The sequence below is a fragment of the Sphingomonas sp. Leaf67 genome, from assembly GCF_001421965.1.
Taxonomy (GTDB): Bacteria; Pseudomonadota; Alphaproteobacteria; order Sphingomonadales; family Sphingomonadaceae; genus Sphingomonas.
On sequence record NZ_LMLP01000021.1, the window covers coordinates 239,194 to 252,458 of the forward strand.

Sequence of the window (13,265 nt, forward strand, 5' to 3'; positions counted from 1 at the left end):
GGATGGCTGCGATGAGCGCTTCCGCCGATTTTTCGCACGACCGGGCCGATGGCGGTGGCGTGCTGCGCTTTACCGGCAACCTGTCGCTCGCCCATGTCGGCGACCTGCCCGAACGACTGAACGAGGTCGACGGACCGGTCAGCCGGATCGACCTGTCGCAGGTCGATCGGATCGATACGGTCGGTGCGTGGCTGGTCCACCGCTTCGCACGCGACCGCGATGTCACTATCGAGGGATTGAACACCGACAGCCAGCACCTGTTCGATCAGGTCGCGGCCGCCGACGATCCGGTCGTCCGCAAGGGCAAGGCGCTCAGCCCGCCGCTTAGGGTACTGGAGGAAATCGGCGAAGCGGTGTCGGGCAGTGCGCGGCAAATGCTGGGCCTGCTCGGCTTCATGGGCGCGACCGTCATCGCGTTCCTCAACATCCTGCGTCATCCGCGCCGTTTCCGCTTCAATGCGACGGTACAGCGGTTCGAGGTCGTCGGCGTCTCGGCGCTCGGCATTATCGGGTTGATGAGCTTCCTGATCGGCATGGTCATCGCGCAGCAGGGCGCGGTGCAGCTGCGACAGTTCGGTGCGGAGGTGTTCACGATCAACCTGATCGGTCGCCTGACGTTCCGCGAACTGGGCGTGTTGATGACCGCGATCATGGTCGCGGGTCGCTCGGGCTCGGCGTTCGCCGCGCAGCTCGGTACGATGAAGCTGACCGAAGAGATCGACGCGATGCGCACCATCGGCGTGTCGCCGATGGAGGCGCTGGTTTTGCCGCGCGTCATCGCCGCGATCGTGATGATGCTGTTGCTCGGCTTCTATGCGTCGATCATCGCGATCATCGGCGGCGGACTGCTCAGCTGGGCACAGCTCGGCATCCCGCCGATCACCTTCGTCACCCGCATCCGCGAAGTAGTGCCGATCACCGACCTGTATATCGGCCTGATCAAGGCACCGGTGTTCGGCGCGATCATCGGCATGGCCGGTTGTTTCCATGGCATGCAGGTCGAAAGCGATGCCGAACAGGTCGGCAGCCGTACGACGGCGGCGGTGGTGCAGGCGATCTTCCTGGTGATCGTGCTCGATGCGTTTTTCGCGATCTTCTTCGCATGGATCGGGTGGATATGAGCGAGCACGAATCCCTCATCCGAGTCCGTGGTCTCAAGAACCAGTTCGGCGACCAGGTCATCCACGAGGATCTTGACCTCGACGTGCGGCGGGGTGAAATCCTCGGCGTGGTCGGCGGGTCGGGCACCGGCAAATCGGTGCTGATGCGATCGATCATCGGCCTTCAGACGCCCGCCGCCGGCACGATCGAGGTGTTCGGTGAGAACACGATCGGCCGCGAAGAGACCGAAGCGACCGAAATCCGCAAGAAATGGGGCGTGCTGTTTCAGGGCGGGGCGCTGTTCTCGACGCTGACCGTCGCCGAAAACGTGCAGGTGCCGCTGAAGGAATTCTACCCGAAGCTCAAACCTGCACTGCTTGACGAGATCGCCGGGTACAAGGTCGTGATGACAGGTCTCCCCGCCAATGCCGGGCCGAAATACCCGTCGGAACTGTCGGGCGGGATGAAGAAGCGTGCCGGCCTCGCCCGTGCCCTCGCGCTCGATCCGCAATTGCTGTTCCTCGACGAACCGACCGCCGGCCTCGATCCGATCGGCGCGGCGGCGTTCGACGACCTCACCGCGTCGCTGCAGAAGACGCTGGGGCTGACCGTCTTTCTCATCACCCACGACCTCGACACGCTGCATGCCATCTGCGACCGCGTGGCGGTGCTGGCGGACAAGAAGGTCATTGCCGTCGGCACTATCGACGAACTGCTCGCGCTGGACCATCCGTGGATCCAGGAATATTTCAACGGACCCCGTGGCCGCGCCGCGACCGATGCGCAGGATCGCATCGCCGCCCGCAACCACGACCGCGACGCCGGCGCAGAGCCGGCCTCGCTGCAAGCCCAGAGGCGCTGATGGAAACCCGGTCGAACCATGTCCTTGTCGGCGCGGTGGTGCTGATCCTGCTGGTCATGCTGGCGCTGTTCACCGTGTGGCTCGCCCGTATCGGCGGTGGCAGTGAAAAGGAATATGACGTCTTCTTCAAACAGGCCGTCGACGGCCTTGCCAAGGGGTCGCCGGTATCGTTTTCGGGTGTCCCCTCGGGGCAGGTCGAGGATATCGCCCTGTGGCCGAAAGACCCGCAATTCGTCCGCGTCCGGATCAAGGTGAAGGACGAGACCCCGGTCCTGCTCGGCACGACCGCGACGATCGTCGGCAGCTTCACCGGTGTGTCGACGATCACGCTGGACGGCGCGGTCAAGGGCGCGCCGCCGATCACCTGTCCTGCAGCGAACGCCGAACAGTCGTGCCCGATGGGCGTGCCGGTCATTCCGCCCAAGGCCGGCGGCGTCGCGGCCTTGCTCAGCTCCGCGCCGCAGCTGCTCGAACGCGTCACCACCCTGACCGAGCGGCTGGCTGACGTCCTGTCCGACCGCAACCAGAATTCGATCGCCGCGATCCTCGACAGCACCAACCGGCTGACCGATGCTTTGGCCGATCGCGGGCCGGAAATCGCCGCGACGTTGGCGGAAACGAGGATCGCGATCCAGCGCGCGGGCGTTGCCTCGCAACAGATTGGTGACCTGGCGGCGACGACCAACGGCGTGCTGGCCAACGACATCCAGCCGACGATCCAGCAGCTCAATCGCACCATCGCCAGCGCGCAGAAGAGCGCCGACACGCTGAACGACGCGATCGGCGATGCGAAGCCGGGGCTGCAGGCGTTCAGCAAGCAGACCATCCCGCAGGTCAACCAGCTGGTCGGCGATCTGCGCGCGATGACCGGCGCGCTCGCCTCGGTCGCGGAAAAGGTCGATCAGGGTGGCGCGACCGCGCTGGTCGGCCGCTCGAAGCTGCCCGACTACGACCCCAAGAAGTGACGCGGAAGACAAGGATGCGCCCCATGAAGAAGCTGTCGGTTCTGCTGCTCCTGCCGCTTGCCGGGTGCATCCGCTTCGGTGCCGAACCGCCGCCCGCGCTGCTGACGCTGGCCCCCGCCGCCCCGATCGCGGCCGGTGCGACGCAGAGTTCGGCACAGGCGCGTTCGATCACCGTGCAGGTACCGGTCGTGCCGCAGGAACTGGCGGTGACGCGCGTGCCGGTGCAGTCGAGCGCGACCAGCATCGCCTATGTCAAGGAAGCGCAATGGGTCGAACCGCCCGCGCGCCTGTTCGCACGGCTGCTGTCCGATACGCTGACGTCGCGCGCGAACATGGTGGTGCTGAGCACGCGGCAGGGTTTTGCCGATCCAGGTGCGCAATTGAACGGCGAACTGCGCGAATTCGGCATCGATGCCGGGCGCAGCGAAGCGGTGGTCGTCTATGATGCGACCCTGCAGCGCGCCGGGTCGACCACGTTCGAAAAGCGCCGCTTCGAGGCGCGCGCGCCGGTCGCGACGATCGACGCGAACAGCGTCGGTCCGGCGATCAATCAGGCCGCGAACACCGTTGCGACCGCCGTCGCCGACTGGGTCCGGGGCTGATCGCGGCCCGGCATGGCACTGCATAGCTGGCTGCTCTTCGTCGCGGCGGTGGTCGTGCTGTGCGGCACGCCCGGACCGAACATGCTCCATGTTCTGACGCGCAGCGTGACGCTCGGCTGGCGCGGTAGCCTGCCGGCGATGGCAGGCTGCCTGACCGCGCTCATCGGCGTGTTGATGGCGTCGGCGGCGGGATTGGCGGCGCTGCTGACGGCGGTACCGGGACTTTTCGACATGCTGCGCTATGCCGGTGCCGCCTATCTGGCATGGCTCGGTTTCCGCGCGATCGCGGCGCGGTCGGCACCGCTGGACGTCGCACCCGACACCATACCGTCCGGCCATTTGTTCCGCGGTGGTTTTCTGGTCGGGATCAGCAACCCCAAGCTGTTGCTGTTCGCAACCGCCTTCCTTCCGCAGTTCGTCGATCCTGAGGGTCCGCAGCCGGTGCAGTTCGCCATTCTGGTCGCGACGTTCGCGGTGGTCGAATGCCTGTGGTACGCCGCCTATGCGGTGGGCGGTCGCTCCCTCGCGCGCCATCTGACCCGTCCGCGCGTCCGCCGCTGGTTCGACCGCGCGACCGGCGGCATTTTCATCGGCTTCGGCGCGGCGCTGCTCGTTTCGCGCGTCTGATCGCTATCTTGCGGGCGTCGGCCGGACTGGCGGCATGGCGTTACAGATGTCCGCCCCGCCCGCCGGTACTTCGAAAAAGGGCGGCTCGCGATTTTCGCGCCCTTTTACCCATGCGGCATAGCGGATATTGTCGACAGCGCGATACTGGAAATGGGGCCGCTCCCCTGCCGGAATCTCGCTGGCCAGCCGCACCGACCGGATCGGCGTCGCCGTTTGATCGGGCGCGTAAAATCCCATCGTGCCGGTGCCGCGCGGCAGCGACGACAGAACCTCCATCCCCTCGACCACGCGCCCGACCAGTGCGATATTGCGGTCGAGATGGCGCGGGCCATGGCCGATTACCGCATAGAGTTCGGCACCGCTTCCGGTGCTCGGCGCCATATCGCGTCCGACGCCGACCATCGTATAACAGTGCGTCAGCCACGCCCCCTTGCCATCGCTCGCCACCGGCCAGCCATCGGCGCTATGCCCACTCTTCGCGGCATATGGATCGCGCCGCGTCATCTGCGTGACCGCATCATAGCGGCCGGTCACATATTCGGCCGGGGGATTGGCGACGACGCCGGCCGGCAAAGGCTTCTTCTCGGTGACGTCGCCCCACTGCGCGACATAATTGTCCTGGACGCGGTACACCGAGCTGCCGTCCCACCAATGCGCCCGTGCCAGCTTGCGCAGATTGTCGACATGGACCGGCGCATAGCGCGGCGCCAGCCGGATCACGACCCGCTTGTCCCCGGCCAGCGTCATCACGAGCAGTTCGTCGTCGGGGATCGTCCGCCAGTCGCTGTCGACCGGATCGGCCGGTGTCGGCGGGGCGGCGGGGGCGGCGGCCTGAAGCAGCGCGGCAATCAGCGAGACGAAATGCATCGCGCCATCCTGCCCACCGTGCGCCGTCCCCGCAACTCCCGCTTGCACGAAACCCCGCCGCGCCCTAGGGAACCCACCTTCCGGCAATGCGGAGCGGTGGCCGAGTGGTCGAAGGCGCTCGCCTGGAAAGTGAGTATACGCCAAAAGCGTATCGAGGGTTCGAATCCCTCCCGCTCCGCCACCAAGTCGTTGTTTTTAATTAAAATTATTCCGGAACCTAGGTTCCGAATTGTACGAATTTGGCCTCTCTCGGTACCTAATTCACGAGATTCGAGGGCCTTTTCTCCAGCGGTACGCTTTACAAGTAAATTTCTCGCGATTTCGGTGACTTACAAGAACCGATATCGATCGTTCGAAATGTAATGGGCTCCGCCAAGACTTCGTAAGTAACTGACCAAATCGGATAACTCAGCCGGAAGGCGCGCCTTTCCGCGCCATTCCCGTTCAGTTCGGTAGTGCGGAGAGCCGTCCGATACCCATCGATACGGGGTTTGGGGGAGGTTTTCTCTGCGGCAGTCGCATGCAGTACGGTTCCAGTCCTGATGCATTTTCATATTGGTTGATCGCATCCGCGTCTGCAGGGCCGCCGGTTCCCGTCTTGCCGCACCGGAAACGTCCCGGATCAAAGGCTTCGGTTATGCGGCGGTAGCGGACGAAATCTTCGCGTTGTGTTGTCCTTCAGGATCAGACCGTGTTTCCCCGGTAAACGGCATCTGGCCTCTTTCGACGAGCGTTTCCGCATTTCAATTTTTCTGCGCAGATTTCTGATGACGAAGAACGCGTTCCTGCATTCCAAGTACCTGCACTGGAACCACTTTTACGCCAACAATGACATGATTTCGGTTGCACAAGAGCAGGGCGCTTGCAGGTATTCCATGCAGTTTTGCAGGCAGGGTTCAGGCCTGCAGCGCCCTGCAGCGTCAAATGACGCATTTCCAGTGTTTCGTCCCGGTTTTCCGGGCGTTTCCAGAGGTGTTGTACTGATATTAACCGATACCCTGAATTTGCCGCTGTCAGTCCCGGACGAGGCTTATTCAGGCGGGCTGTCGTCGAGAGTATCGAGCAACATTTCGTAGAACGTCGTGGCGCGGCGATCGAGTTCGCCGGCCTCAGCCGACGCCGCGACCACCCGCAGCCGTTCGAGATTCTCCTCAAGTCGCGTAACTGCAGGCAAGGGTGGCGTATCGGGTGCGGGGTCCGAACTGGCAGCAGCAGCCCTGTGGACAAGCCGTATAAAGTCCATCACCGCTGCCCGCCGGTAAACCCGCCCGGCAGCAAGCCGGCGGACCTGGGCTTCGTACAGGGTGACCACACGCCGCCCACGACCCCGCGGGATCGAAACCGGGACGTTGGCCGTGGCCAGCACGATCCGGAAAACATCCTCCTGCCGCAGGGGACCCACCGACGCCGGACGTTCGCCGGGGCTGTCTTCGCAGGGAGGTTTCACGGCAGATCCGCCAATGACGTTGCGTTCCATCGTTAACGGCCTCGGTCCCTGCGAGCCCGGTCCTGCTCCCGGCGGGCCTCGCTCCGTTCAAGTGCCTCGAGATCACGGGCCGCGTCGGCGGTGTGCTCCACGAAGTCACGGGTCGCCAGCCGGTACGCCGAATCGCCTTTCGCCAGCGTCCGTACAGCATTCTCATACCGGGTGACCGGCTTGCCGTCCTTGAAGCCGACCACTTCGGACGCCACCCGAAGGTCAGTCCGAAGTATATCTCTCAGGGTAAGCAGCGGGTCAGGCTTCCTCAGCCTCGCACCAGCGGCGTTCCCGGACTGTCCTTCAGCAAACTGACCGCCGGGCCTGCGCCTGATCTGTTCGCTCATGCCGCGTCCTCCAGTGCAAGTTCACCGAGCCGCTCGATCTCGGCGTTGCGACGCGCGTAGACATCGGCGAAGGTTTCACCGGTCGCTTCCAGAACGGCCTTGCCGCGCGCAATCTTCTGCCAGCGGCGAATGGTGACGGCACAGAAGGTCGGCTCATACTCGATCAGTCTGGCGCGCCGGCCCGTCTTGTGGGCGGCGATCAGCGTTGAGCCCGAGCCACCAAAGGGGTCAAGGACGATCTCTCCACGCTTCGAAGTGTCCTTGATCGCGTCCATGATCATCGTAACCGGCTTGACCGTCGGATGCAGGGCAAGCTCGGCATCGTGGCCGGTTTTGGTCGCTCCCCGGTAGTTCCAGATGTTGGTCCGGTAACGACCGTTCCTGCCGAGCTGCACGGTGTTGAGGTGCGGTGCCTCGCCAACCTTCCAGACGAACACCAGTTCGGGCACCGTCAAAGCAAATGCACCTGCTGGCAATATGGCTGCGAGCGGGTAGGGCAGGGGCATGCCCCGTGCCCGCAAGCCAGCCAGTCCGTTTCGCTGCTTCAACTCGTCGCCGGAGGTGATCCGGCTGGTGGTGCTGATGTACGTGCGCTTTCCGCTGTCGCTGCGCAACGTGGAGGACCTGCTGTTCGAGCGCGGGATCGACATCTGTCATGAGACGGTGCGGCTGTGGTGGAACCGCTTTGGGCCCATGTTCGCCAGCGATATCCGGCGGCAGCGGGTCAGCCGGATGCGCGGGTTCCGCCACTGGCGGTGGCACCTCGACGAGATGTACGTAAAACTGAACGGCGAAATGGTCTACCTCTGGCGTGCGGTGGACCAAGAAGGCGAGGTGCTGGAGAGCTATGTCACCAGAACGAGGGACAAGGCTGCAGCCCTGACGTTCATGAAAAAGGCGCTGAAACGCCATGGAGCGCCGGACAAGATCACGACCGACGGTCTGCGGTCCTACCGCGCCGCGATGAACGATCTGGGCAACGCCGACCGGCAGGAGGCCGGCCGCTGGGCCAACAACCGGGTCGAGAACAGCCACCTGCCGTTTCGACGACGGGAGCGGGCGATGCAGCGCTTCCGGCAGATGAAGACGCTACAGAAGTTCGCCTCGGTCCACGCCAACATCCACAACCACTTCAGTCTGGAACGCCACCTTATCGACCGTCAAACCTACCGGGAACGACGCTCCGCCGCGCTGGCGGAGTGGCAGTCGCTCGTCAGCTGAAGGCTGACCTCAAAGACCGAACTGCATCATGTAGAGAGCGGTTCGCATTAGACTGACAGCACCCTCGCTGTTGATCCAAGTCGCGGGCCGCAACATCCTTACCGATCCGGTCTGGTCAGAGCGGGCGAGCCCGTTCCGCCGCATCGGACCGAAGCGGGTGACAGCGCCGGGCATCGCGTTCAACGACCTGCCGCCAATCGATTTCGTGCTGCTCAGCCACGGTCATTACGATCATCTCGATGTCGCGACATTGCAGCGGCTGCACGCGGTCCACGATCCGCTGATGGTAATGCCGCTCGGAAACGATGCCGTCGTGCGGGCGGCCGTGCCTGCGGCCCGCTGCGTCACCGGCGACTGGTGGGACCGCTTGGCGCTCGGTGACGAGATCGCGACGACCGTGACGCCCGCCTATCACTGGTCGAACCGCTGGCCAAGCGACACGCGAATGATGCTGTGGGGCGGCCACTACCTGGAGACACCCGCCGGCGCGATCTGGTTCGTCGGCGACACCGGCTATGGCGATGGTCGCATCTTCGGCGAGATCCGTGGGCACCTCGGGGCACCCGATGTCGCGCTGATCCCGATTGGTGCCTATGCGCCACGCTGGTTCATGGCGGCGCAGCATGTCGACCCCGTCGAGGCAGTGCGGATCTTCTGCGATGTTGGTGCAGATCGAGCGCTCGGCATTCACTGGGGGACGTTCCAACTCACCGACGAGGCGCGTGGAGCACCGGTCGAGGAATTGTCCGCAGCGCTAGAGGTAGCTGGCGTCGCGCCCGAGCGGTTTGTGGCGGCTGAAGCAGGCGAATTCTTCCACTTCTCCTGAACCAAGTGATTGCTTGGCTGGCAATGTTACTGCATCTTTGAGCCGCGCCGGGTTTGTCGGAGGCTCCAACTCCAGAGAAGGTGGAGCCATGACAAGCAACACGACGAACAAATTTGCGTTAAAGGTCCGCGAGCGTGCGGTGCGGATGGTATCCGATGATGAGCGCGATCACCTCTCGCGGTGGGCGGCGCTGGTGTCCCCACTGAGGTTGCTGGCAAAGTGAAGGCGCTGGAACGCGAGGTTCGCGAACTGCGGCAAGGCACCTTTAATTCCCCATATGGCGCAACTACTCGGGGAACGGAGGTAGAACGGCAAAAAGTCCTTCGGCTGCCAGTTCCCGCAGTCGGAGAAGCAAAATCGACTTATTAGCCGCCGATCCGCCGATCCGCCGATCCGCCGATCCGCCGATCCGCCGCATCGCCACGCGACTAGCGTCAGACCAGGAAACAGCGAGCCCGCTGATCGACGCGCGTCGGCGTCACCCCGGCAGGCTCAACGGACGCGCGCGCGTGGCTCTCGACCATTGCGAAACGTCGCTGGTGAGCAGTTCCGCGGTGCGCCGGATCAGTCGGCGCAGTCCGTCGAACCCCGGCGCTTCGTCCTGTACGATCCGGAGTAATTCGCCTAGGTGTACCGCAAGCGCCCCGTTGCGTTCGGCGGAACCCGCAAAGTCGCCTTGCATGCGGATGCCGTAGATGGCGGCACCGATCGCCGGCAGCGCGGCGCTGACGATCGTCACGCCAACCGGCATATGGTGATCGCCGCCTTCACCATGTGCGAAAAAGGTCCAGACCAGTTCGATCCCGAGTACGCCGGCGCAGACGATGGCGGTGATCGCGAACAAAGCGCCGCCCACGCGGTGCAGCCGGTGTTCGAGCTTGTGCATCCGACCGGCTTCGCGGCGGACATAGGCGATCTGGTCGTCGAGCAGCGCGACGAGGCTCGCATGGGTTTCGGCGAGATAGGCGGCATCGATCCGGGCCGAGGGCAGTCCGATCCGGCGCGCGATGTCGCGCCGCTCGCGTCCCGCCACATCGCCATTTTCGGCGCGCACGCCGCGAAGGAACAGGTCGCCGAGCGACGCGGATACGGCAAGGCAGCGCAGTTCCTCGGCAAGGGTCCGCTGGTTGAGCCACCGATCGTGCCACCCCGCTCGCGATCCCCAGCGGATGACGAGCAGGATCGTGGCGATCGACACGAATTCACCCGCCGCCAGCAGCGGTTTCACGGCAACCGGGACGACCAGACCGAGCAGCGCCAGTACGACGGCGAGCGCCGCCAGCGCAAAGCTGCTGACGAAGGCGCTGCGAAACAGTTGCGCGGCAAGGCTCGCTTCGCAATCCGCCCGGTCGAAGCGCGGCCATAACAGGCCATCGATCCGCATCCGCAACGTCGTCGCCGCGGCGTCCTGCACTGCCCGAGGTGTCGGGCACGGCCGGCGCAGATCGGCGAAGCGGAACTTGCGGACGCCGGTGCAGGCCAGCAGCAGTGGATAGGCAATCGCGAACAGCGGCGGCGTCCTTGCCCCGGAACGCCGTCCTTTTTCTGCTTCGCCGTTCGGCGGGATCGACGCCAGCCGGGTCATCAGCCGTGGCAGGGCGTCCAGCCCGCCGCGCGCGACGCTGTCCACCGCCTCCGGTCCGGCATCATGGTCGTTCAGGCCGCTCCAAAGCAGCACCGGCGATCGCGATGCATCGGGCTCGAGCACCACGACCGGGATCGAATGGGCGACCGCCTCGGCGACGATCTGCGCCGCGCCGCCGCGTCCGCGCGCCGGTTCACCGTCCCATATCGCCAGCAAGATGTCGCTCTGCGTGAGAACGACCCGGCCCGCCCGTTCATAGGCGGCGGCCGCGCCGACCGGACCGTCGCGCCGTCCGGGCAATTCCAGCACGTTGGCAGACCGATCGATCCGCGCGGTCAGTTCGCCGGCCTTGGCTCCGTCGAAGTCCTGCGCATATTCCTCGCGCGCGAAGGGCAGGACCGTGTCGACCTGCCATCCCAAGGCAAACGCGGCATCGGCGGCCATGGTGTCGGCCCCTTCAGCAAGGCTGCCGACCAGGCGGAAGCGGTCGTTCGGCGCCGCGGCGGCCAGCGCCGCCAGCGCCGCGTTGATCCGGGCGCGCAGCACGACGGGGTCGACCCCGGCTAGTCGCGCCGGACGATGCCCGGTGATGCCGACCGCGATCGGCGCAGCGTCGCCGGTTCCAATGCCCGGCGTGGCTGCATCGGATCGCCAATGTCGATCGATCGGTCCCGCGCCGCCGGCAGGTTCCGGCACTGCGCGCGTCCGTCCGTCCTGGCCACTCATCCGCCGCCCCTTACCGCCCTTGCCCGATGTGGAACGGTAGAGTTGTTCCCGGCGTGCGCCAAGTACGCACGAGCAACAAGCCCCTTATGCTTAACGAATTATACCAGTAAAAGCGTTGCGGGGCATTCGGGGGGTAGGCCGTGACCGATCTGTTCGTGTCGTACAAGTCGGAAGACCGGCCGCGGGTCGCGCCCCTGGTCGCGGCGCTTGAAGCCGACGGGATCGGCGTGTGGTGGGACGCGCATATCGGCGGCGGCACCGAATGGCGCGAGACGATCGGCCGCGAACTGGCCGCCGCGCGTTGCGTACTGGTGGTGTGGAGCAACCGCTCGACCGGGCCGGAAGGCAGCTTCGTCCGCGACGAGGCGACGCGCGCATTGCGGCGCGGCGCGTATATGCCGGTCTGCATCGATCCGGTGGAACCCCCGCTCGGCTTCGGCGAAACCCAGGCGCTGCCGCTGATCGGGTGGAAGGGCAATCGCAGCGATCCCCGCTATCTGGCGGTTCTGGCAGCGGTGCAGGCGGTCCTGACGGGCAGAGAACGGCCGGCCCCGCCAGTACAGCTGCCGAAACGCGGGATCGAGCGTCGCCTGCTGATCGGCGGTGGCGCGGCTGCCGTGGTGGCGGCCGGCGCGGGCGGCTGGTGGTGGACGCGCGGCACCGATTCCGGGGACAACCGGATGGCGGTGCTGCCCTTCGCCAACCTGTCCGGCGATCCGTCACAGGCGTATCTGGGCGACGGGATGGCGGAGGAGCTTCGCACCGCGCTGTCGCGCATTCCCGGTTTCCAGATCGTATCGCGGCTGTCGTCGGAAACCGTCCGCGACCTCGACGCCGGGGCGGCGGCGGCCCGGCTGGACGTCAGCGACATCCTGGCGGGCAGCATCCGGCGATCGGCGGACGTCGTGCGCGTGACGGCGCAGCTCATCAACGGCCGCACCGGGGTCGAACGCTGGTCGGAAAGCTACGACCGCCAGAACCAGGACGTTCTGTCGGTGCAGTCCGATATCGCCACGCGGGTCGCGACAGCGCTGCGCAATTCGCTGGCCCCCGCCCAGCTGGCGGCGGTCGTCGATGTCGGCACGACCAACGTCAAGGCGCACGACCTGGTGCTGCAGGCAACCGAACTTGGCACGAATCAGGACGGCGAGGCGGTGTCCCGCAAGGTGCTCGGTCTGCTGGACGCCGCGCTGGCGCTGGACCCGGACTATGCCGAGGCGCTCGCCGCCAAGGCGGGGGTGATGGCAGATATCGCTACCTTCTATACCGTCGCCGAAAAACAGCCGGCGGCGATGAACGCGGCGATCGCCGTGGCGCGCCGCGCGATCGCCCTGAATCCGGACTTGCCGCGCGCGTACAGGGTGCTTGGATTCCTGCTCAAGAACCAGCTTCGCTTCGCCGACGCCCTCACCGCCTATCGCCGCGCCAATGCCCTTGGTGCCGATGCCGGGGCGCTGATCGGCTACAGCTTCTTCCTCGCCGAAATAGGCCATACGCGCGACGCGCTCGCACAGGCCAACAGGGCGGTTGCGCTCGACCCGCTCAACGCCAGCGCCATATCCGCGCAGGGCAATGCCTATTATCTGGGTGGCGACTATGAAGCGGCGATTACGGCGCTGCGGCGTATGCTGCGGGCGGCACCCGAGCGGTTCTACGCGCGCTATTACATCGGCCTTTCGCTCATGTGGCTGGGGCGAACGGATGCGGCGCTGGCCGAGTTTCAGGCGATGCCGGCCGACGACAAGTTCCGCAATGTGGGTGAGGCCGTGCTCGCGGCCCGACGCGGCGACCGTGCGACATCCGACGCGGAGCTGCGGGAAGCGGTGAAGGTGGCGGACGATCAGGCAATTGTGATCGGTGCCGTTCACGCGCAGCGCGGTGAGCGCGACAAGGCGATGGCGATCATCGAAAACGCCTTGGCGCAACGCAGCCCCGATATCCCGGCGATCAAGGCCGATCCGATGTTCGCGCCGCTGCGGTCGCTGCCACGCTTTCAGCAGATCCTCGTCCAGCTGAACTTGCCGTAAGGCGCGGTCGCACATATCGCATCATCTGTGTT

13 protein-coding genes, 1 tRNA gene and 1 pseudogene are annotated in these 13,265 nt (G+C 65.5%); 10 read left to right on the forward strand and 5 right to left on the reverse strand.

Annotation, left to right across the window (positions count from 1 at the left end; all coding sequences use genetic code 11):
• Nucleotides 1-11: 11 nt before the first annotated feature.
• Genes ASE90_RS13285 through ASE90_RS13305 form a run of 5 tightly spaced genes read left to right on the forward strand, consistent with a single transcriptional unit; the run spans nt 12 to nt 4,157 of the window.
• A complete protein-coding gene (locus tag ASE90_RS13285) occupies nt 12-1,121 on the forward strand; it encodes an ABC transporter permease (RefSeq protein WP_056001485.1) in 1,110 nt (369 codons plus the stop codon).
• Entirely contained in the window at nt 1,118-1,963 is an 846-nt protein-coding gene (locus tag ASE90_RS13290) for an ABC transporter ATP-binding protein (protein WP_200910899.1), read from the forward strand. The genes ASE90_RS13285 and ASE90_RS13290 overlap by 4 nt, the downstream gene beginning before the upstream one ends.
• Nucleotides 1,963-2,928, forward strand: coding sequence for an MlaD family protein (locus tag ASE90_RS13295; RefSeq protein ID WP_056001491.1), 966 nt, complete (start codon nt 1,963-1,965; stop codon nt 2,926-2,928). Before ASE90_RS13290 ends, ASE90_RS13295 begins: the two co-directional genes overlap by 1 nt.
• 23 nt (nt 2,929-2,951) lie before the next feature.
• On the forward strand, nt 2,952-3,530 hold the full coding sequence (locus ASE90_RS13300; protein WP_056001493.1) for an ABC-type transport auxiliary lipoprotein family protein: 579 nt from the start codon (nt 2,952-2,954) through the stop codon (nt 3,528-3,530).
• A 12-nt stretch (nt 3,531-3,542) separates the two neighbouring features.
• Nucleotides 3,543-4,157, forward strand: coding sequence for a LysE family translocator (locus ASE90_RS13305; RefSeq protein ID WP_056001496.1), 615 nt, complete (start codon nt 3,543-3,545; stop codon nt 4,155-4,157).
• 3 nt (nt 4,158-4,160) lie between these two features.
• On the opposite strand, the gene ASE90_RS13310 is transcribed toward ASE90_RS13305, so the two are convergent.
• The gene (locus ASE90_RS13310) at nt 4,161-5,024 is read right to left on the reverse strand and encodes a peptidylprolyl isomerase (RefSeq protein ID WP_056001499.1); all 864 of its coding nucleotides are present in this window, start codon (nt 5,022-5,024) and stop codon (nt 4,161-4,163) included.
• 90 nt (nt 5,025-5,114) lie between these two features.
• On the opposite strand from ASE90_RS13310, the gene ASE90_RS13315 reads away from it, so the two are divergent.
• A tRNA-Ser gene (locus ASE90_RS13315) sits at nt 5,115-5,205 on the forward strand.
• 849 nt (nt 5,206-6,054) lie between these two features.
• Here ASE90_RS13315 and ASE90_RS13320 read toward each other — a convergent pair.
• Genes ASE90_RS13320 through ASE90_RS13330 form a run of 3 tightly spaced genes read right to left on the reverse strand, consistent with a single transcriptional unit; the run spans nt 6,055 to nt 7,354 of the window.
• The gene (locus ASE90_RS13320; RefSeq protein WP_156361581.1) at nt 6,055-6,501 is read right to left on the reverse strand and encodes a hypothetical protein; all 447 of its coding nucleotides are present in this window, start codon (nt 6,499-6,501) and stop codon (nt 6,055-6,057) included.
• Between the two features lie 2 nt (nt 6,502-6,503).
• Nucleotides 6,504-6,848 (reverse strand): hypothetical protein, encoded by a 345-nt coding sequence (locus tag ASE90_RS13325; protein WP_056001506.1) that lies wholly within the window; start codon nt 6,846-6,848, stop codon nt 6,504-6,506.
• Nucleotides 6,845-7,354: a DNA-methyltransferase gene (locus tag ASE90_RS13330; RefSeq protein WP_082449798.1), complete on the reverse strand. Its 510-nt coding sequence runs from the start codon at nt 7,352-7,354 to the stop codon at nt 6,845-6,847. Before ASE90_RS13330 ends, ASE90_RS13325 begins: the two co-directional genes overlap by 4 nt.
• Between ASE90_RS13330 and ASE90_RS13335 the strand changes: the two genes are divergently transcribed.
• The 3 genes and pseudogenes from ASE90_RS13335 to ASE90_RS20700 form a co-directional block, all read left to right on the forward strand.
• Entirely contained in the window at nt 7,353-8,069 is a 717-nt protein-coding gene (locus ASE90_RS13335; RefSeq protein WP_056001512.1) for an IS6 family transposase, read from the forward strand. The two genes, ASE90_RS13330 and ASE90_RS13335, sit on opposite strands and share 2 nt — an antisense overlap.
• Nucleotides 8,070-8,139: 70 nt before the next feature.
• Nucleotides 8,140-8,895: an MBL fold metallo-hydrolase gene (locus ASE90_RS13340; RefSeq protein ID WP_235531813.1), complete on the forward strand. Its 756-nt coding sequence runs from the start codon at nt 8,140-8,142 to the stop codon at nt 8,893-8,895.
• 88 nt (nt 8,896-8,983) lie between these two features.
• Nucleotides 8,984-9,153 (forward strand): annotated as a pseudogene (locus ASE90_RS20700) (IS3 family transposase); the annotation flags it as partial.
• Nucleotides 9,154-9,373: 220 nt separating this feature from the next.
• On the opposite strand, the gene ASE90_RS13345 reads toward ASE90_RS20700, so the two are convergent.
• On the reverse strand, nt 9,374-11,206 hold the full coding sequence (locus tag ASE90_RS13345) for a hypothetical protein (protein ID WP_056001515.1): 1,833 nt from the start codon (nt 11,204-11,206) through the stop codon (nt 9,374-9,376).
• Between the two features lie 140 nt (nt 11,207-11,346).
• Between ASE90_RS13345 and ASE90_RS13350 the strand changes: the two genes are divergently transcribed.
• Nucleotides 11,347-13,233 carry a TIR domain-containing protein gene (locus tag ASE90_RS13350; protein ID WP_056001517.1) on the forward strand — a complete coding sequence of 629 codons (1,887 nt, stop codon included), beginning with the start codon at nt 11,347-11,349 and terminating at the stop codon, nt 13,231-13,233.
• Nucleotides 13,234-13,265: the final 32 nt, after the last annotated feature.